This window comes from Anoxybacteroides voinovskiense (assembly GCF_014196205.1).
Classification (GTDB): Bacteria; Bacillota; Bacilli; order Bacillales; family Anoxybacillaceae; genus Anoxybacteroides; species Anoxybacteroides voinovskiense.
The window spans coordinates 1-18198 of the sequence record NZ_JACIDE010000024.1; the positions used below are offsets into that span (position 1 = coordinate 1).

Sequence of the window (18198 nt, forward strand, 5' to 3'; positions counted from 1 at the left end):
CTTTTTTGCTCATCCCCCTTCTGTTCAAGGAATCCTCCCCTTGAAACATATGGAAGAGGATTTAGCTTCCTCCCACAAACATTTTACTCATACGAATTGGGAAGATGGGGGGTAGGTGATATAATGAAAAGAAAAAGGAAAGGAGACGAGCGAATGAAATGGGCGGAACTGAGGGAACGATATCCGAATCAGTTTGTGTTAGTAGAGGCGATGGCAGCTTATTCGAAAGATAAGAAACGGATGATTGAAGATGTGTCATTAATTGGACAATATGAGAGCGTGTCTTCTGCGTGGGAAAAATATAAAGAAATTCATCGAGCATTCCCAGAAAGAGAATTGTACATTTTTCATACGAGCAAAGAACAGATGGAAGTGGAAGAGCAATATTTTACAGGTATTCGGGGGAGCGTATGCAGATAAGAATGGAAAATGGTCTGCCTATTGTTTCTGTAGAAATGAAGCATGGTGGAAAATCTGTTTTTTTCACAAATGTATTATTGGATACCGGCTGTGCAACGACTATTTTTGATACAGATGCACTTTCACAAATTGGTATAGAATTGGATATTATTAACGGAAAAACAAAGAGGATGTATGGGGTAGGCGGGTATAGTGAGCTTTGTTATGAGCAAAATGTGAATCACCTCACGATTGACGGGAAGGAATTAGCATCGTTTTCTTTACAATTAGGAATGATTAGGGAATGGTATGGGTTCGATGGGATTTTAGGTAGTGATTTCATGCTTCGAGCGGGATTGATAATTCGGTTTAAAAATCTAACCGTTGAATATGAATAGGGAAAACGACGTTATCTAAAAGAAGCAAGGCGTTGTACACTTGCCACCTTTACTTTTCTTTTACCTTTTGTTTACGTTTGTATAATGTTGCTATGGTACAATAGTGCAACAAAGTGAGGGGAGCGTGGCAAGTTGACGCAGCAAGAAGAGTTTTATTCCATTTTAGCCGCAGGGAAGCTGACGGCATATTATCAACCGATTGTATCGCTTTCCGACGGGCGCATTTATGGCTACGAAGCGTTGGCGCGCGGTCCAGCGTCCAGTCAGTTGGCGATGCCAGACCAATTATGGGCAGTGGCGGAAAAAGAACAGCGGCTGTATGCGCTCGAAACGTTGGCACGGAAGCGGGCGGTAGAAGGGTTTGCGCGGGCGAATCCCGCGTGGAAGCTATTTATTAATTTGAACGCAAATGTTATTTATGATCCGCAGTTCACGCCTGGACAGACGTTAGCGTTATTGAAAAAACACGGGTTAACTCCAGAGCAAATCGTCTTTGAAATTACCGAGCGCCAGTCGATTTCGGACTTTACCGCATTTAAACAGGCGCTCAGCCATTACCGTTACCAAGGGTATAAAATCGCGATTGATGATGCGGGGGCGGGCTATTCATCGCTGCAAGCGATCGCTGAATTGCGCCCAGATTATATTAAAATCGACCGTTCGATTATTCGCGGAGTTGACCGTGATGACATAAAAGCGATTTTGCTCGAAACGATGGCAGTATTTGCGGGAAAAATTGGCTGCCAATTAGTCGCCGAAGGAATCGAAACATTGGCGGAATTAGAGGTCGTCACCGCACTTGGCGTACCGCTCGGTCAAGGATATGTCTTTGCTCGGCCGCAGCCGGGGCTGCCTTCCATTTCGGCGGACACGTTGCGCTGGTGGATAGGAAAGAGGATGGAGGCAAGCGGATAACCCTCCATCCTGCATAGATTTTTCTAATATTGGCTCGCGAGCGTTTCGCTAAGGGTAATTTCCATCGGTTTTCGCTTACGGAACGAAATCCAGCCGGCCTGATGAAGTTCATCTAACGCTTTTCGCACAAGATATTCCGTTTTCCCGGTCAAGGAGAGAAGTTCTTTTTTCGTCAGCCCTTTTCCGGCGATGCCGAAAATATCGCTTTGTCCTAAGAAGAATACGATGTTTTTTTTCGTTTCGTCTTCCATCTTCAGTTTTTCCATTAACGCATATAATTTCGTCATTTTTTTCTCTTTTTCTGCTAAGTCTTCTAGTACTTCATGTTGTGCTCGGTCGATAATGTGAAAAAACACTTCGCAAAAAAAGGTAAGCTCTCCTCGATTGTGCGGGTGATTGGCTTCGGAAAAAGCATCATAATACAACTGTTTTCGTTGATTTGTTGCGTACGAGAGTGTGAGCGCCGTTAAAAAATCTAATTCTTGCATTAAATACATACTGCTTATATAGCGGGCGGTTCGTCCGTTTCCATCATAAAAAGGATGGATGTAGCCGAAATAATAATGCGAGATAGCAATTTTGTATAACATCGGGGACGGGTGTTCACGGAGGAAGCGAATAAGCTGTTGGAGCTTTGTTTGAATGGCTTTCTCTGGGTACACGCCCCGATGAATGATTTTCCCGGTAGCGGTGACGACATCAACAGCCTGTTTACGGAACAATTCGCCATCGAGCGCGTCTCCCGGCTTTATTTCCTCGCGAACGAGGCGATCGTAAATGGTTCGAATGTCTTTTACCGTCTCGAGTGCGGGGACATCGCCCGACAGCAAGTGAAAATAAGCGTTCATTAAACTAAGGTGACGGACGTTTCGTTTTTTGGCTGTTTCTTTTCGTACGATAATTTCAATGACCGTTTCCATCTCTCGTCTTGTGCTGCGAATGCCTTCGATTTCGTTTGTGCTTAATAGTTCGTCAATGAGTTTTGTTTGAATATATTGTTGGATCGCAATCGGTGGAAGGCGGTGCACAATCGTTTGAATTTGCTTGCTCTGTTTCGTCAGTTGTTCGTGCAATACGTCTAGTTGTTGATGGTTGACGTAAAAGCATGAAAATTCGTCATTGCTTTTATAAGGTTTAATCGAAAGCGGCAAATGAACCGTCCCGTAGCTGTTTACACGTTTTTCCCATTCAGCAAAGTAGCGCTCCGGTGCTTTATAATATAATTTAGAAAGCAGTTCATACATATACATTCCCTCCCCCTTTCATAATGATTCCCGTTTATCTCTTATAATATAATTAAAAAATAGCGATATTTTTTTATTTATGCAAGAATGTTAAAATAATATAATGAAAAATGCACCGTTTTTTAAAAATATAGGGGGAGAGTATGTGGAGAAAGTGTTAATGATTGCGATTGCGCTTTTGTTGGTTATTGGCATGGTTCGTGGATTTATTGGTCATCATTCGACGGCAAGTCTGATGCTTTTATTGTCGCTTATTACGATGATGAACAGCATTCGGATGCGAGAACAAAACAAAACGAGGAGCTATGTCTATTTTTCTTGCAGTTTGGCATTGGCGGTTGTAGCAATCATATGGTTCAAATGACAAAAGCTTCGTGCAATATGCGCGAAGCTTTTTGCATGTCAAATTTTTTTCGAAAAAACGCCACCTAATCGTCACGAACTTTAAGCAAGGAAAGCGAATGCATTTTTTACAATGAAGGTTGTGACCGATGTAACAGAAGGACAATGGGTGTTTTGCGTATGATGAGAAAAAAGGAGAGTAAGCAACATGAATTGGGTTCCATCGCGATTTAATGCAATCGCAGAAACGGAAGAAGGGGAACTAGTCGTTTACAATAGCTATACTGGCGCGATCGGGACGGTGGCGCTAGAGGAAAAACAAGCGGTGTTAGCAGCGTTAAGAAAAGGAGTTCGTGGGGAATTAGGAGAAGTCGAGCAGACGCTTGTCGATTGCGGGTTTCTCGTTCCGGAACAGACGGATGAAAAAAGGCGTGCGCAGTTTTTGCATCAAACGCTGCATCGAACGGATACGATGCATGTCATTATTTTGCCGACAGAAGCGTGCAATTTTCGCTGTACATACTGCTATCAAGATTTTGCACACGGCAAGATGAGCCGAGAAATAGTCGATGGGGTGAAGCAGTTTTTGCATAAAAAAATGCCGAAGCTGGAACATTTGACGGTCAGCTGGTTTGGCGGCGAGCCGTTATTAGCGCTTGATGTCATCAAAGACATAAGCGGGGAAATCATTGAATGGGCAGTTGCGTACGGGGTGACGTATCAAGCGGAAATATCGACAAACGGCTATTATTTATCAAAAGAGACGATGCGGACGTTATTAGCATACGGCGTCAACCGGGTAATGGTGACGCTTGACGGAACGAAAGAGGTGCACGATACGCGCCGCATATTGGCGACGGGTGGTCCGACATATGAAACGATTTTGCACAACTTGCGAGCTATTCAGACGCTTGCCGAGCCGTTTGAGATCTATATTCGCGTCAATTTTGATGAAGATAATCTGGCGCAAATTCCGCCATTTTTAACAGAACTCTCGCATTATTTTGCCGGTGATGCTCGCTTTCAGCTGTTTTGCCGCCCGGTCGGAAAATGGGGCGGGAAAAACGACGATCTTTTGCCAATTTGCGACCATCGCACAGCGGAGCGGAAAATTTGGGAGTTTACCGAGCAAGGGATCAAGCAAGGGCTAGCGATGAGCGCGGTGATTGAATCGATGCTTATGCCGTCTGGGGCAGTGTGCTATGCAGCAAAGCCTCATTCGTTTGTCATTGGGGCGAACGGCCGAGTGTATAAATGTACGTGTTTTTTAAACGAAGAGTATAACCATGTCGGCTGGCTGCAAGCGGACGGCACGATGGCACTTGATTACGACAAGCTAGCGCTATGGGTGACGTCAGGCGAAGAGCAAGATGAAACGTGCCAAGCATGTTTCTTCCGCCCAGCTTGCCAAGGCAACCATTGTCCGCAATACCGCCTTCGAAAGAAAGAACGTCCATGTCCGTACGAAAAGCGAAAAATTAAGCAAGTATTGCGCACGATCGCGCAGAAGGAGGTGAACCAATGAAAATTTTACGTCCGGCAGTATCTCCAGTCGCTGCTTCTAACACAGGCAGACTATCCAAATCTGTCCCAGGGAACTTAAAATAAGCAACGAAAGGAACCAGCAACACGGCTGGTTCTTTTTTCTAGCCTTTTCCGCCATTTTTCTAGTAAAATAAGAAAAAAGTTCCGTTATTTGAAAGGAGACTATTCATGAACCACACACCGCTTTTTCTTACTCCGGTGTTTCAAGAACGGATTTGGGGAGGGATCCGTCTTGCGGAGCAGTTTGGTTACCGCATTCCGTCAGAGCGGACGGGGGAATGTTGGGCGATTTCGGCGCATCCGAACGGGCCGACGATGGTCAAAAACGGCCCGTTTCAAGGGAAGACGTTAAGTGAACTATGGGGGGAACATCCCGAGTTATTCGGCCATTTTCCGTCTGACCGCTTTCCGCTATTGACGAAAATTTTAGATGCGAACGCGGACTTATCAGTGCAAGTGCACCCGGACGATAATTATGCGCGTACATACGAAAACGGCGAATTAGGGAAAACGGAATGTTGGTACATTATTGACTGTAAAGAAGGCGCTGAACTTGTCTATGGGCATCAGGCGAAAACAAAAGAAGAGTTGCGGGAAATGATGGAAGAAGGGCGATGGAGCGATTTGCTTCGCAAAGTGCCGATTCGCCCAGGGGATTTCTTTTACGTACCAAGCGGAACGGTGCATGCCCTTTGCGAGGGGACGCTTGTTTTGGAAACGCAGCAAAGCTCGGATACGACGTATCGCATCTATGACTACGATCGCACCGATGAACATGGCAAAAAACGCGAACTGCATCTTGCGAAAGCGCTTGATGTCATTACCGTCCCGCATGTAGACGTCCAATGCGAGCGCCAAGTAACAAAAACAGACGGGGCAGAAATTACGACATTTATTGACAACGAATATTTTCTCGTGCAAAAGTGGGATATTACAAACGAATGGGCAGTAGAACACACGACAAGCTTTTTATTAGCGAGCGTTCTTGCTGGAGAAGGCGAGCTTTCGACAGCGGCTGAAACGTATCGGTTAAAAAAAGGCGACCATTTTCTCCTTCCGTATTCGTTTGCGCCGTTTACGATAAAAGGGAATCTGCAGCTCATCGTTTCCGCGCCTGCTTGGCCGGTATAATAAATATTGCCGCCCATTTGTTTTTTTCGACCGTAAGTATTATTTTTTTGCGCTCTCTTTTACCGCGCGGACGATTTTGAAGCCGCAGCCGCATAGAAGGGAATGTTTTAAGCGGCGGGCGGGCTGTTCGCATTGTGGGCAAATAACTGGTGCCATTAAGGTACCTCCTTTTGCAATGAATATGTTAAAATCATTATATACGATTTATTTTTAAAATCAATATCATTTTATAATTATTTTAATTTTAGGAGTTCGATATGAGTCAACGCATGCGATGGGTTCTTGTGCTTGGATGGTGTATAGTGATTTATTGCTTTAGTGAGTTTTCGGTCTTTACCGGAGCGAATACGGAACGACTTTTGCGCCATCTATTGGCGTATTGGCCATTTGGGTCGCAAGGGGATGGCGGTGCTTCTCCGCTTAATTTTCTCGTTAGGAAATCGGCGCATTTATCCGCGTTTGGCATTTTAGCCGTTCTTGTGTTTCAAGCCCTCCTTCCACGGCGATGGGCGTATATTGGTGCGTGGGTTTTTGCGGCCGTTTATGCGGCAACGGATGAATGGCATCAGTCGTTTGAGCCGGGGCGGACGGCTGCGGTGACGGACGTGGCAATCGATGCGTGCGGGGCGCTTATCGCGCTATGTATTGTCTTTAGTGTGCGGCGCGTTCAACGCTTCAAGCGAAACGAATATTCCGCTTAACAAAAAAGAGGGGGGCGAAAACGAATCCCCTCTTTTATTTATCCGCCGGAAAGACGATGCCGGTTTGTTTGCGCGCTTCTTCCATAATTTCGGCGACGATGAGCGAATGGGCGTGCGAATTGATAGTAGATTCTTTTTTCCCGCTTTGAATGACGTCTGCCCATTCTTTTGCTTCATAATACATTGGATGCTGCTCTTGCGGGACGGTAATGTCTTCTGTCCGGCCGTCGCGGTAGCGAATTTCGACTTTCGTCGGCGTATGAATCGCATCGATCAGGATGCTTCCTTCTTCCCCTTGAATTTCTGCTGGGACGTACGAATTGGCAATTTTTGAGTACATGACGACCGCATCCATCTCTCCGTAATCTAGGACGATGCTTCCTTCACCATCGACGCCAGAAGAAAGCATGACGCTATTTGCTTTGAGCGACTGCGGCTTGCCAAATAAGACGACGAGCGGATATAGGCAATAAATGCCGAGATCCATTAAAGCGCCGTTGGAAAACGCCGGATTAAAGGCGTTTAATACAATCCCTTCTTTGTACGCATCATAGCGCGACGAATATTGGCAATAGCTTGCGAAATAGCGGCGGATGTTGCCGATTTTCGGCAAGTGCTCGCGAATCGCTTGAAAGTTTGGCAGAAGCGTCGTTTTGAGCGCCTCCATCAATACGACCCCGTTTTGCCGTGCGGCTTCGACCATGGCGCGCCCTTCTTTTGTGTTCGAGGCAAACGGTTTTTCGCATAAGACGTGCTTGCCGTGTTGTAAAAGAAAAATCGCCTGTTCGGCATGCAGCGCATTTGGGCTCGCGATATACACGGCATCTACCTCTTTACTAGCCGCCAGTTCTTCTAAACTTGTAAAAATGGCTGGCGCCCCTGTTTTTTCGGCAAAGTCTTTTGCGGTTTCTTCCGTCCGTGAATAGACTGCAGATAGCACAAGCTCCGGAACATTGCTTGCGGCGCGAATAAACTCTTGCGTAATCCAATTCGTGCCGATTGTCGCGAATTTAATCATCAGTATTCACTCCTTGTTTCGTATAATTCAAGTGGCAAGTCGTCTGGGTCGCGGAAAAACGTAAACCGTTTTCCGGTAATCGGGTCGATGCGAATCGGCTCCACCGCAACGCCGTGTGTTTGTAAATGGGCAACTACCTCGTCGATGTTGGCGACCGCAAAGGCAACATGCCGCAGTCCGCATGCTTCCGGCTCACTCGGTCGCTTCGGCGGGTGTTCAAACGAAAATAGCTCTATTTGTACATCGCCTGCGCGTAAATCTAATTTATATGATTTGCGCTCTGCACGATACTGTTCGTGCAACACGCGAAAGCCGAGGACGTTTGTGTAAAAATGCTTGGACTGCTCATAATCGGAACAAATAATGGCGATATGGTGAATCGTCGTAACGTTCATCTATCTTCTCCTTTTAAGACGGCTTGTACAAAGCGGTGTTCCCGTTGCAGTCGACAGGCGGTTGTCGGATAATCGGGCGCTTCCGGATTAGGGACGGAGTATGTATCGATGCAACCGCAGTCGAGCACATCTGTCAACGCATCACTAATTTCTGCCGCCGGATATTTTTCGACAAGTCGTTTGCGAAACAAATTGAGTCCGATAAATTCTTTTTTTTGTCGTTCGTTCTAAATGGTCTAGCGTTTCAACGACGATTTTTGCCCATGGGTTAAGAAACAATCGCTTCGTTTTTTCTTCCCGCTCACTCATAGTGATTTTCCGAAGAATCGGATGATGGAACTCCAGCGGATAAAAATAGTCCGCCATCTCAACAATTAATTTGTTCGTATGGCCAGCAAATCCAACAACATGGATGGTTTTTCCATTAATTTTTAGACGTCGGATGACGTGGCGCAAATCCCCATCTCCTGAGATAATCAAAAAATGGTTGATATGAGCATATTGGTACATGGTATCTAAAATGTCTAGCGACAGTTCAATATCGGTCGAACCTTTTAAATATTGAAACGGTGTTTTCGTGACGACATGTTTTGGCTGAATGCCTAAGTTCATTAATTTTGTCTGTTTGCCCATCTCGCCTTTATCAAAATCGGCATACGCATAGATGTTCGTCACTTTTCCGTGTGGGCGGGCGAGTTCATGGACAAAGGCGGCCAGCTGTTTGTAATCAATGGCCGCCCCCGCTTCTTGTTTTGCGGTTTTTTCTAAATTTTCAAGATCAATAAACACGGCAAAAAAGTTCATGCGGCTTCATCCTTCGCTGTCTTTTTAGAAAAACACAATCGTTTGGAGCTGCTTGTTGACTTCGTCGATGTCGAAATGCTCTGGGTCGTATGCGCCGCCGTACCATTCCATAAACTCTTCCATTTCTTCTTTTGTTCCGTTTCCTTCGATTAAGTCGGTCACTTCCATGTAGCCGTAAATGCCGCCGACGTCTTCTGGCGGACAGGCACGCTTGCCTTTCAAACAAACCGGGTGGCGGAACGGATCGGCCGTCGTTTCAATTTTCTCGAGCGTAACAAGATGCACCCAATTGTCGCCAAAATCATACGTATAGGTAAACTTTTCGCCTTCCTTTTTTATAAACCTCGACAGCTCTACCGTGCGAGCATCGTATTTTTCCCGCCAGCCGACGAATGAGAAGCCGTACTCTTCATCCGGAATGTCGATGACGATATCGTTAATTTCAAACTCATATAAATGGTTATTTTCCCAACCCATCGCAATTTGGATGATGTCATGCAGCTGATCGAACGTAATATGGCTAGGGACGACGATGCGCCGCCACACGGGTGGACGGATGCCTTTTAAAGCGATTTTGAACTGATAAAGCACGGTCGTTTTTTCGCCTTGCTTTGGCATTGGCTTGTTCCGTTTGGCGATTGCTTGCAGTAAATAGTCGCGATTAATAATAGCATCTAATTGCTGTTTATATATGTCTGGCAATTGTTCATATGCGTCTGACCGTTGAATAACATCGACAACCGTTTGTAACAATTCCTCTCTCCGCAATGTTTAAGCCCCCAAACTAATAAAGAATGATACGTTTATTATACATGCCGTCACTAGTTTTTACCATACTGTTGCATCGATGGTTGCAATATTTGTGGTACAATGGAAGAGGAACATTTGGAAAGAAAGCGAGGCGAAAGCATGTATTTAGGAGCAATTGAAGCAGGAGGGACGAAATTTGTTTGCGCCGTCGGCGATGGCGACGGAAACGTCCATGAGCGCGTGACGTTTCCAACGACGACGCCGGAAGAAACGTTCGAGCACGTGATTGATTTTTTCAAACGGTATGATGTCGAAGCAATCGGCATTGGCACGTTCGGACCGGTCGATTTACATCGCGAAAGCCCGACGTACGGCTATATTACAAGCACACCAAAGCCGCACTGGTCAAATGTGAACTTCGTTGGTGCCATTAACGAACATTTTCGCGTTCCAATCGGTTTTGACACGGACGTAAATGCCGCCGCCCTTGGCGAACAGTTATGGGGAGCAGCAAAAGGGAAACAAAGCTGCATTTACATTACGGTCGGGACAGGCATCGGCGTTGGGGCGATTGTCGAAGGACGGCTCGTACACGGACTACTGCATCCAGAAATGGGGCATATTTTGATTCGCCGCCACCCAGACGACGAATTTGCCGGCAGTTGCCCGTTTCATCGGGATTGCCTAGAAGGGATGGCTTCCGGTCCTGCGATTGAAAAACGGTGGGGGAAAAAGGGTATCGAGCTTTCCGACCGCACGGACGTATGGGAACTAGAAGCGTTTTATTTAGGACAAGCCATCGCTCAATACATTTTAATTTTATCGCCGGAAAAAGTGATTGTCGGCGGTGGGGTCGCCCATCAGCCATCGCTACTTCCGCTTGTCCGCCAAAACGTCTTGGACTTTTTAAACGGCTATGTCCAGCATGACGCCATTTTACACCATATCGATGATTACATCGTCCGTCCAGGGCTAGGTGATAATGCAGGGATTTGCGGCGCGCTTGCCTTGGCAAAACAAGCATTAGAAAAATAAGAAACGGTGACCGTTCGCTCAGCGAAAGAGCGGACGGTTATTTTTTTGACTATTTGGTCATATTTTAATTTGAACAAATGGTCAATTTATTTGTTGATAAAATATGAACATGTGGTTATAATAAAAATGACTAATCGGTCATGACCGGAATCGAGGTGCGTGGGATGAGGAAAAAAAGAAAATCACCGAAACAACTTGTCGAGCAGCTGCAAAAACATGGCGTGCATGCAGAGCTAGTGAAACGGCCGAACTGGGCGCTGCCGCAGCCGACCGAAGGAAAAGCGCAGTCGCCTGTACAGTAAGCGAGGGAGAACGATGGCAAAGCGACGAAAAGAAAAATTTCTCGAAACGGCAATGAAGCTTTTTGCGGAAAAAGGATACCACACCACGTCGATTCAAGACATTGTCGAAGCGTGGGGCATTTCAAAGGGAGCATTTTATCATCATTTTTCGTCAAAAGAAGAGTTGATGCTTGAAATCGTCCGCTATCATTTCGAAAAGCTGATGGCGCCGGTAGAAGAAAAACAAAAACATCAGCCTCCGCGTGATGCGTTCATTGATGAATTGACGAAGAAATTAGAAGGCATTTTAAAGCATAAAGACTTTTTCCAAATGATGATGGTCGAACAACTCCCGAAAATTAATGCCGATATTCAGCGCTATTTGTATGCTCAACGAGCGCGCATGTTTCGCTGGTATTGCCAACGGTTAATCGACATTTACGGAAAAAAAATAGAAAAACATGTGTTTGATGTTGCGGCAATCGTCAACGGAATTTTTCGCGAATACCTTTTTTATATGATGGTTAACCAAGAAATGTTCCGTGCCGATGCGATTGCTCGCTTTATTGTCCGACAAATGGATGCGATTGTCGCGCATTTAGGGGAAGAAGAGCCGCTGTTAACTGAAGCGGCGATGCGCTGTTTTGCCGATATGGCTGAACAAGAGCACAGGGAGCGAAAGGCGAAAATTTTTGAAAGCATTGCGCAGTTAAAGCAGCAACTTTCCACGCTCCCGCTCGATAAAAAAACACACCACCAATTACATGCGGCGTTGGATACGTTAGAAGCGGAGTTTTCCCAAGAAGAAACAACCCCGCGGGAGTATGTTGTCAAAGGCATTCTTTTATATATTGACAACCAGCAGCTTCCGTCATTAGCGGACGCGTTGGTGTCGTTAACAAAACTTGTTCATGAGTATATGACACATGACGAAAGATAGGGGCGATATAATGTCAGAAACGATTAAACACCGTCATTTATTAATTACTGGGCTTATGATTGCCATGCTATTTGGCGCGCTCGACGGAACGATTGTTGGAACGGCGATGCCGCGCATTGTCGGGGAGCTTGGCGGACTAAGCGTCATGACGTGGGTGACGACCGCGTACATGTTAACGTCAACATCGATTGTGCCGATTGCAGGGAAATTAGCCGATTTATTAGGGCGCAAAGTCGTTTACGTTTCGGGATTAATTATTTTCATGGTCGGTTCGGCCCTTTGCGGAATGGCGCACAATATGACCGAGCTTATTATTTACCGCGGCATGCAAGGCATTGGCGGCGGGATTATGATGCCGATGGCGATGATTATTATCGGCGATTTGTTTACTGGAAAAGAACGGGCAAAATGGCAAGGGGTATTCGGCGGTTTGTACGGGCTTGCCTCGATTTTAGGACCGCAAATTGGCGGCTGGATTGTCGACCATTGGAGCTGGGAATGGGTGTTTTACATTAACCTTCCTGTCGGCATTATTGCGACGATTTTTATTGCGATGGGCTTGAATAAGCACGTGGCGAAAGGGCCGGTGAAATTTGACGTTCCTGGTATGGTGACGATGGTTGTCGGCGTGGTGAGTTTACTGCTGGCGTTGACGTTTGGCGGCGATAAATATGCGTGGACGTCATGGCAAATCATCGGCTTATTTGTTTTATCCGCCATTTCGTTCACTACGTTTGCGTTCGTAGAACGAAAAGCAGAAGAGCCAGTACTGCCAATTCATTTATTTAAACATCGGACGTTTGTAGTGTTAAACGGCATCGGCTTTTTAATGAGCGTTGGGATGTTTGGCGCGATTATGTTCGTTCCGCTCTTCATGCAAGGGGTCGTTGGCGTTAGCGCGACGCAATCAGGGACGATTATGACCCCAATGATGATTACGATGATTATCGGTAGCATTCTCGGCGGACGACTCGTCTATAAAATTGGCGTCAAACCGCAGTTGATTGCGGGGATGGTCATTATGGCGTCTGGATTAGGGCTGCTTAGCACGATGGATATAGATACGACGCGCTGGACGGCAACGCTATATATGATTGTGCTCGGGCTTGGCGTCGGGCTTGTCATGCCGCTATTGACGCTTGTTTTGCAAGAAACGTTCCCGAAATCAGAAATGGGTGTAGTAACGTCGTCGAGCCAATTTTTCCGTTCGATTGGCGGGACGTTCGGGATGACGATTTTAGGGGCGGTCATGAACCACCGCTCAAGCACGTTGTTAGAAGATCGGCTCATGCCGCTACTAACATCGCTTCCACCGCAGGCAAAAGCGATGGTCAACCAGTTTTCGCATATGATTCACGACAACCCGCAAAGCTTATATTCGGCATTATTAAGCCCGAAAGCGATGGCAAGCATGCCAGCGCAGATGAAACAGGCGCTCGTGCCGATTTTAAAACAATCGCTTGTTGATTCGCTTCATTCCGTCTTTTTATTCGGGCTTGTCTTTGTCGCTTGCGGCGCGGTATTAACATTCGTCTTGCGCAAAATCACCCTCTCCGAACAAAATCGGAGAATGAAAGAAAGTGCGTGAAAAACGGAAGAGAGCGTGTGATGCGCTCTCTTTTTTATGGTAGAGAGTATGCAGAAAATGTTACAATATATTAGCAACTACATAAGCAGGGGTGAGCGGTTGACCACTTCCCGATGAAGGGAGGTGGAGAAATGACGACATACGAAGCATTAAGCTTAATTGCTCAATTCAGCCTAGTGCTAATAGGAGTGTTGACATTAGTAATCACGATGGTCGTCTATATAAAAAAGAAGTAACCGCTCTCCCACGACCAATGGATTAAGACGGTTACTCCTGTTTAGTGACCACTAATTCAGTGAGGTCAGCCGCTCTTCTCGCGGCATGTAGTTGCATTGATCGAGTGTTTGTTGCACTCGATCTTTTTTATATTATGCTCTTCTAATCGTTATTATATACGAACTAGAACGTGTATTCAATGTTTATCATTGCTGACCGAGAAATCGGCAAGGAACGTATTTGCTTTTGTTTTAATCAAACACCCTCGATCGTGTAAGAAAGCGCACGCCTTCTGGTCCTTCTAATGAAAACATGCCGCCTCTGCCAGGGACGACGTCGATGATGAGCTGCGTATGCTTCCAATATTCGTATTGGGCGGCGGAGATATAAAACGGGCAGCCGCCAATCTCCCCGAGAAGAACGTCGGAATCGCCGATCATTAGCTCCCCTTGTGGATAGCACATCGGCGAACTGCCGTCGCAGCAGCCGCCCGACTGATGAAACATAAGCGGACCGTATTTCGCCTTTAATGTTTCGATGAGTTGTAACGCCGCATCGGTGGCGATGACTTTCGGTTGCATCCTCTCCACTCCTTTTTAAAAAGGCAGCGTGCTGTTGCGCGCTGCCTCGTTAATTTTAGAAGAATCCTAGTTTTTTCGGCGAATAGCTGACGAGCAAGTTTTTCGTTTGTTGGTAATGCTCGAGCATCATTTTATGCGTTTCGCGGCCGATGCCGGACATTTTATAGCCGCCGAACGCTGCATGCGCCGGATACGCGTGGTAGCAGTTTGTCCAGACGCGCCCAGCTTGAATGCCGCGGCCGAAGCGGTAAGCGGTATTGATGTTGCGGCTCCAGACGCCTGCCCCTAAGCCGTACAACGTTTCATTCGCGATAGCGAGCGCTTCGTCTTCATCTTTAAACGTTGTGACCGAAACAACTGGCCCGAAAATTTCTTCTTGGAAAATGCGCATTTTATTATGCCCTTTAAAGACGGTCGGTTGGACGTAATAGCCGCCGCTTAGTTCGCCTTCTAAAAAGTTGCGTTCGCCGCCGATAAGAAGCTCTGCCCCTTCTTGTTTGCCGATATCAATGTAGGACAAAATTTTCTCTAGCTGTTCCGACGATGCTTGCGCTCCGATCATCGTTTCCGTGTCGAGCGGGTTGCCTTGCTTAATTTGTTTGACGCGCTCAAGCGCCCGTTCCATAAAGACGTCGTAAATGGATTCATGGATAAGGGCGCGCGATGGGCATGTACACACTTCGCCTTGGTTTAAGGCAAACATCGTGAAGCCTTCGAGCGCTTTATCGAAAAATTCGTCGTCTTTTTCTGCGACGTCAGGGAAGAAAATGTTTGGCGATTTGCCGCCGAGTTCGAGTGTGACAGGGATGATGTTTTGTGATGCATATTGCATAATTAACCGTCCGGTCGTTGTTTCGCCAGTAAACGCCACTTTGGCGATGCGCGGGTTTGACGCGAGCGGTTTTCCAGCTTCTAAGCCAAAGCCGTTGACGACGTTGACGACGCCTTTTGGCAACAAGTCTTCGATGAGTTCGATAAGTACGAGGATCGATGTTGGTGTTTGTTCTGCCGGTTTTAGGACAACGCAGTTTCCAGCTGCCAACGCCGGTGCAAGTTTCCATGCGGCCATTAAAATCGGGAAGTTCCACGGAATAATTTGTCCAACAACGCCGAGCGGTTCTTTGAAGTGGTAAGCGACGGTGTCGTAATCGAGTTCGGCTAGCGAGCCTTCTTGTGCGCGAATGCAGCCAGCGAAGTAGCGGAAGTGGTCAATCGCAAGCGGGATGTCAGCTGCAAGCGTTTCGCGAATTGGTTTGCCGTTTTCCCATGTTTCGACGACGGCAAGCAGTTCGAGGTTTTCTTCCATGCGGTCGGCAATTTTGTTCAAAATGCGCGCCCGTTCGGCGACCGATGTGCGCCCCCATGCTTCTTTTGCTTCGTGCGCGGCATCGAGCGCTAGTTCAATGTCTGCGGCTTTGGAGCGCGGCACTTCGCAATATGGAAGCCCGGTGACTGGCGAAATGTTTTCGAAATATTCGCCGTCGACTGGCGGCACCCAGTTTCCCCCGATAAAGTTTTCGTACCGCTTTTTAAACGTGATGAGAGAACCAGGTTGTCCAGGTTGAGCATAAATCATCCAAATTCCCCCTTTGTTTTTATATAGCACTAGTAGGAGGGGGATTCCCCCTCTACCAGTCGCCTTCGCTTTTCTTCTTGTCTAGCTCCGGCTCCTAGCTGCTCGGGGGGCAAATAACCTTCCCCCTCGAGGTGGCGAGCACCTCTCCGGGGGAAGAACATTCGCCCCGTCGCAGCTAACCAGTCGCCTTCGCTTTTCTTCTTGTCTAGCTCCGAACGAACATCCTCCTCCGCGTTTGCTTTCTCCGTCGACGTGCACGCACGTCTCGTCGAAAGCTTCCGCTTCCGTCGGATGTTTCCTTGGCTACGCCAAGGACCGTTCTTCGCTTTTCTATGTGTATACGCTTTCAAAGGAAGCGTATACAAAATATAGTGAAAATTTCTCCCCAAGCAATATCGTATCATTTTCTTGATAAGGTTGTCAAAAGGTTCATCGCCATTATCTAATCTACTCGTCCGCTTTTTTGGATATGACACTTTCACGAAAAAAAGCTGGCGGTTGCCAGCTTAATAGTCTAACTCAAGCCCGTCTAACAGCAAGCTTGCATACGCACCGCTTAAGCGGTGGAACGCTTCAAGGACATCTTCTCGTTCGGCGTCAAAAAAGCCTTTCATCATCGCTTGATTTTCCTCATGAATAAAGCTTAAAATGAAGTCCGTTTTAATGCGATTGGCGACTAACACCGCGCAATACGAGCGCTCGAGCTGCTGTTTGCGCGCTTTTTGATCGGCAATTTGCGCAAAATGTGCCTCATAGCGGCCGACGATGTTCGGAAGTTCGTCGTGAATGCGCGCTTGCGCTTCCTTCAACATCTTCTCCACCGCAGCGGCAGGTGGGAAAGTCCGGCTTTCTAGCACCGTTTGAAAAATTTGCTGCAACGCATACGTCGATTCGGTCGCAAACGCGACGTTCGTTACTAACACGTGCATATAGTCGTCTTCGTTCGCGGTATCGATGCGCATTTTCATAATCACTTCAAGCACATCGGAATGGATTTTTTCTTTCGTCCAATCGCTGACAAGTTGCTGAAGCAACACCGATAACACTTGTCCCATTTCTTCTTTCGTTATACTCATTCGTCATTCCCCTTACTTGTAGTCTAGCTACCTTTAGCATGCCATTTTCATTGACAAGAAGTCAATGACGAGAAAAGAAAAGATATGTCGAAATAGAAAAAATAATGACTAAATTTGAAATTTTTGTATAATAAAAGAGAAAGGGGGGCAAAGGCCCCTTTCAAAAACCGAACATATGTGCTAAAATGGGTGTAAAAAAATGGACGAGGGGGAATGGACGTGCAGTATGAAATTAAAGAAACTACGCAGGCGCTTGAGCCGACGTACAATGAGCGGGGAGAATTGTGCACGATCCGTTCATGAAACGAATGCCACGTACACCGTTGCAGCCTCCCCTTTACGCATCGTCGAACATAGCTGCATTTACTACGGTTGCGCTTACGAAGGAAGGCTAGAAGCTGCCAAACTGATTTTAGGCTTAAAACAAATGGTTCCCATTTGCGTCAGCAACGCTTTACGACTCTACATCATGCCAACATGCTCCCCAGACAGCGACAAATGTTTTTGGCTTGCCATACGCCACATCCACCACATCGAGCCGTACCGACAGAAAAAAGCAAAAGTCATTCTCGCCAACGGCACTTCCCTCATCATTGACGCACACCGAGATACGCTTGAAGCGCGACGGGCGAAAACGACGCTCCTTTATTATACGCTTGAAATGCGCTGCGGCATTTATAAAGTCATTGAGCAAAAATTCCCGCTTTGGCGGCTTTTTTAAACACTGTCCCATCATGTGGGCAGTGTTTTGTCATATAATTAGGTTAAGAGACAAGGAGAGGAGAAATGAGAGTGAAACCGTTGCGGTTGCGAGGGCATCATTTATTATGTGTGCACGGGTTTCGCGGCATGGGATATAGCCCATCGTTTGTGGAAAAAATGAAAGAAATTGTCCGCGATATTCGCGAGGAAGAAAAAGAGACGCTCATTCAAGTCGTCGTCGCGCTTGATGAGGCATGTTTTTCTTGTCCGCACCACGGCGAATCAACATGCCAAGCCGACACTACTTCCAACGACCACGTCGTATCGATGGACAAAAAAGTGCTTACTCATCTTGGCTTAGAAGAAAACGCTGTATATTTAAAATCAGAACTACTTCGTCTAACGGCAAAAAAGGTGCGTCCGGACGACTTAGATTATTTATGCGCCAATTGTTCGTGGCTTTCGTACGGCGTCTGCAAAGAAGGGATTGCTCATTTGCGGCAAAAAAATGAGTGAATTATCAGAAATTACTTCTTCCCCTTTCCAAAAAGTGTGGTATGA

At 46.6% G+C, this 18198-nt stretch carries 23 protein-coding genes; 14 read left to right on the forward strand and 9 right to left on the reverse strand.

Annotated features, from left to right (window positions below; all coding sequences use genetic code 11):
- The first annotated feature begins 123 nt into the window (after positions 1-123).
- The 3 genes from GGR02_RS13760 (at position 124) to GGR02_RS13770 (ending at position 1712) form a co-directional block, all read left to right on the forward strand.
- Positions 124-420, forward strand: coding sequence for a hypothetical protein (locus tag GGR02_RS13760; RefSeq protein WP_229706230.1), 297 nt, complete (start codon positions 124-126; stop codon positions 418-420).
- Entirely contained in the window at positions 411-797 is a 387-nt protein-coding gene (locus GGR02_RS13765) for a pepsin/retropepsin-like aspartic protease family protein (protein ID WP_183185573.1), read from the forward strand. Before GGR02_RS13760 ends, GGR02_RS13765 begins: the two co-directional genes overlap by 10 nt.
- A 132-nt stretch (positions 798-929) precedes the next feature.
- Positions 930-1712, forward strand: coding sequence for an EAL domain-containing protein (locus GGR02_RS13770; RefSeq protein WP_183185574.1), 783 nt, complete (start codon positions 930-932; stop codon positions 1710-1712).
- Between the two features lie 23 nt (positions 1713-1735).
- Here GGR02_RS13770 and GGR02_RS13775 read toward each other — a convergent pair whose 3' ends face one another.
- Complete coding sequence (locus tag GGR02_RS13775) at positions 1736-2962, reverse strand: Fic family protein (protein WP_183185575.1); 1227 nt, start codon at positions 2960-2962, stop codon at positions 1736-1738.
- A gap of 139 nt (positions 2963-3101) precedes the next feature.
- Between GGR02_RS13775 and GGR02_RS13780 the strand changes: the two genes are divergently transcribed.
- From GGR02_RS13780 to GGR02_RS13795, 4 genes are all read left to right on the forward strand, one after another.
- On the forward strand, positions 3102-3320 hold the full coding sequence (locus GGR02_RS13780; RefSeq protein WP_183185576.1) for a TMEM14 family protein: 219 nt from the start codon (positions 3102-3104) through the stop codon (positions 3318-3320).
- A 186-nt stretch (positions 3321-3506) separates the two neighbouring features.
- Positions 3507-4823, forward strand: a complete 1317-nt coding sequence (locus GGR02_RS13785; RefSeq protein ID WP_183185577.1) for a radical SAM/SPASM domain-containing protein — start codon at positions 3507-3509, stop codon at positions 4821-4823.
- Between the two features lie 188 nt (positions 4824-5011).
- Entirely contained in the window at positions 5012-5974 is a 963-nt protein-coding gene (gene manA, locus GGR02_RS13790; RefSeq protein ID WP_183185578.1) for a mannose-6-phosphate isomerase, class I, read from the forward strand.
- Between the two features lie 257 nt (positions 5975-6231).
- A complete protein-coding gene (locus GGR02_RS13795; protein ID WP_183185579.1) occupies positions 6232-6675 on the forward strand; it encodes a VanZ family protein in 444 nt (147 codons plus the stop codon).
- 34 nt (positions 6676-6709) lie between these two features.
- Here the strand turns inward: GGR02_RS13795 and GGR02_RS13800 are convergent, their stop codons facing one another.
- From GGR02_RS13800 to GGR02_RS13820, 5 genes are read right to left on the reverse strand one after another with little or no spacing between them, the layout of a single operon-like run.
- Positions 6710-7693 (reverse strand): Gfo/Idh/MocA family protein, encoded by a 984-nt coding sequence (locus tag GGR02_RS13800; protein ID WP_183185580.1) that lies wholly within the window; start codon positions 7691-7693, stop codon positions 6710-6712.
- Positions 7693-8088 (reverse strand): SMU1112c/YaeR family gloxylase I-like metalloprotein, encoded by a 396-nt coding sequence (gene gloA2 / locus GGR02_RS13805; RefSeq protein WP_183185581.1) that lies wholly within the window; start codon positions 8086-8088, stop codon positions 7693-7695. Before gloA2 ends, GGR02_RS13800 begins: the two co-directional genes overlap by 1 nt.
- On the reverse strand, positions 8085-8279 hold the full coding sequence (locus GGR02_RS13810; RefSeq protein WP_183185582.1) for a hypothetical protein: 195 nt from the start codon (positions 8277-8279) through the stop codon (positions 8085-8087). The genes gloA2 and GGR02_RS13810 overlap by 4 nt, the downstream gene beginning before the upstream one ends.
- On the reverse strand, positions 8233-8892 hold the full coding sequence (locus GGR02_RS13815) for an NYN domain-containing protein (RefSeq protein ID WP_183185583.1): 660 nt from the start codon (positions 8890-8892) through the stop codon (positions 8233-8235). Before GGR02_RS13815 ends, GGR02_RS13810 begins: the two co-directional genes overlap by 47 nt.
- 24 nt (positions 8893-8916) lie before the next feature.
- Complete coding sequence (locus GGR02_RS13820; RefSeq protein ID WP_229706231.1) at positions 8917-9660, reverse strand: plasmid pRiA4b ORF-3 family protein; 744 nt, start codon at positions 9658-9660, stop codon at positions 8917-8919.
- 141 nt (positions 9661-9801) lie between these two features.
- Here GGR02_RS13820 and GGR02_RS13825 point away from each other — a divergent pair, with 141 nt between their 5' ends.
- The 5 genes from GGR02_RS13825 to GGR02_RS17315 all read left to right on the forward strand — a co-directional run bounded on the left by GGR02_RS13825 (position 9802) and on the right by GGR02_RS17315 (position 13722).
- Entirely contained in the window at positions 9802-10677 is an 876-nt protein-coding gene (locus GGR02_RS13825; protein WP_183185618.1) for an ROK family protein, read from the forward strand.
- Between the two features lie 164 nt (positions 10678-10841).
- On the forward strand, positions 10842-10979 hold the full coding sequence (locus GGR02_RS13830) for a hypothetical protein (RefSeq protein WP_183185584.1): 138 nt from the start codon (positions 10842-10844) through the stop codon (positions 10977-10979).
- Positions 10980-10992: 13 nt separating this feature from the next.
- Positions 10993-11898 carry a TetR/AcrR family transcriptional regulator gene (locus tag GGR02_RS13835; RefSeq protein ID WP_183185585.1) on the forward strand — a complete coding sequence of 302 codons (906 nt, stop codon included), beginning with the start codon at positions 10993-10995 and terminating at the stop codon, positions 11896-11898.
- Positions 11899-11908: 10 nt separating this feature from the next.
- Complete coding sequence (locus GGR02_RS13840; RefSeq protein ID WP_221210866.1) at positions 11909-13486, forward strand: MDR family MFS transporter; 1578 nt, start codon at positions 11909-11911, stop codon at positions 13484-13486.
- A gap of 131 nt (positions 13487-13617) precedes the next feature.
- Complete coding sequence (locus GGR02_RS17315) at positions 13618-13722, forward strand: putative holin-like toxin (protein WP_221210867.1); 105 nt, start codon at positions 13618-13620, stop codon at positions 13720-13722.
- A gap of 231 nt (positions 13723-13953) precedes the next feature.
- Here the strand turns inward: GGR02_RS17315 and GGR02_RS13845 are convergent, their stop codons facing one another.
- The 3 genes from GGR02_RS13845 to GGR02_RS13855 all read right to left on the reverse strand — a co-directional run bounded on the left by GGR02_RS13845 (position 13954) and on the right by GGR02_RS13855 (position 16935).
- On the reverse strand, positions 13954-14283 hold the full coding sequence (locus tag GGR02_RS13845; RefSeq protein ID WP_183185587.1) for a DUF779 domain-containing protein: 330 nt from the start codon (positions 14281-14283) through the stop codon (positions 13954-13956).
- 55 nt (positions 14284-14338) lie between these two features.
- Positions 14339-15859: an aldehyde dehydrogenase gene (adh, locus tag GGR02_RS13850; RefSeq protein ID WP_183185588.1), complete on the reverse strand. Its 1521-nt coding sequence runs from the start codon at positions 15857-15859 to the stop codon at positions 14339-14341.
- A gap of 506 nt (positions 15860-16365) precedes the next feature.
- Positions 16366-16935 carry a hypothetical protein gene (locus tag GGR02_RS13855; RefSeq protein ID WP_183185589.1) on the reverse strand — a complete coding sequence of 190 codons (570 nt, stop codon included), beginning with the start codon at positions 16933-16935 and terminating at the stop codon, positions 16366-16368.
- A 226-nt stretch (positions 16936-17161) separates the two neighbouring features.
- On the opposite strand from GGR02_RS13855, the gene GGR02_RS13860 reads away from it, so the two are divergent.
- Entirely contained in the window at positions 17162-17656 is a 495-nt protein-coding gene (locus GGR02_RS13860; RefSeq protein WP_229706232.1) for a competence protein ComK, read from the forward strand.
- A gap of 71 nt (positions 17657-17727) precedes the next feature.
- Positions 17728-18153, forward strand: coding sequence for a DUF1284 domain-containing protein (locus GGR02_RS13865; RefSeq protein WP_183185619.1), 426 nt, complete (start codon positions 17728-17730; stop codon positions 18151-18153).
- The last annotated feature ends 45 nt before the right edge of the window (positions 18154-18198 follow it).

Coding starts and splice junctions, on each gene's coding strand:
- GGR02_RS13775 (WP_183185575.1), bottom strand. CDS start 2,962: ATGTATATGTATGAACTGCTTTCTAAATTATATTATAAAGCACCGGAG.
- GGR02_RS13825 (WP_183185618.1), top strand. CDS start 9,802: ATGTATTTAGGAGCAATTGAAGCAGGAGGGACGAAATTTGTTTGCGCC.
- GGR02_RS13800 (WP_183185580.1), bottom strand. CDS start 7,693: ATGATTAAATTCGCGACAATCGGCACGAATTGGATTACGCAAGAGTTT.
- GGR02_RS13830 (WP_183185584.1), top strand. CDS start 10,842: ATGAGGAAAAAAAGAAAATCACCGAAACAACTTGTCGAGCAGCTGCAA.
- GGR02_RS13760 (WP_229706230.1), top strand. CDS start 124: ATGAAAAGAAAAAGGAAAGGAGACGAGCGAATGAAATGGGCGGAACTG.
- GGR02_RS13855 (WP_183185589.1), bottom strand. CDS start 16,935: ATGAGTATAACGAAAGAAGAAATGGGACAAGTGTTATCGGTGTTGCTT.
- GGR02_RS13815 (WP_183185583.1), bottom strand. CDS start 8,892: ATGAACTTTTTTGCCGTGTTTATTGATCTTGAAAATTTAGAAAAAACC.
- GGR02_RS13795 (WP_183185579.1), top strand. CDS start 6,232: ATGAGTCAACGCATGCGATGGGTTCTTGTGCTTGGATGGTGTATAGTG.
- GGR02_RS13765 (WP_183185573.1), top strand. CDS start 411: ATGCAGATAAGAATGGAAAATGGTCTGCCTATTGTTTCTGTAGAAATG.
- adh (WP_183185588.1), bottom strand. CDS start 15,859: ATGATTTATGCTCAACCTGGACAACCTGGTTCTCTCATCACGTTTAAA.
- GGR02_RS13835 (WP_183185585.1), top strand. CDS start 10,993: ATGGCAAAGCGACGAAAAGAAAAATTTCTCGAAACGGCAATGAAGCTT.
- GGR02_RS13845 (WP_183185587.1), bottom strand. CDS start 14,283: ATGCAACCGAAAGTCATCGCCACCGATGCGGCGTTACAACTCATCGAA.
- GGR02_RS13785 (WP_183185577.1), top strand. CDS start 3,507: ATGAATTGGGTTCCATCGCGATTTAATGCAATCGCAGAAACGGAAGAA.
- manA (WP_183185578.1), top strand. CDS start 5,012: ATGAACCACACACCGCTTTTTCTTACTCCGGTGTTTCAAGAACGGATT.
- GGR02_RS13840 (WP_221210866.1), top strand. CDS start 11,909: ATGTCAGAAACGATTAAACACCGTCATTTATTAATTACTGGGCTTATG.
- GGR02_RS17315 (WP_221210867.1), top strand. CDS start 13,618: ATGACGACATACGAAGCATTAAGCTTAATTGCTCAATTCAGCCTAGTG.
- gloA2 (WP_183185581.1), bottom strand. CDS start 8,088: ATGAACGTTACGACGATTCACCATATCGCCATTATTTGTTCCGATTAT.
- GGR02_RS13860 (WP_229706232.1), top strand. CDS start 17,162: ATGAAATTAAAGAAACTACGCAGGCGCTTGAGCCGACGTACAATGAGC.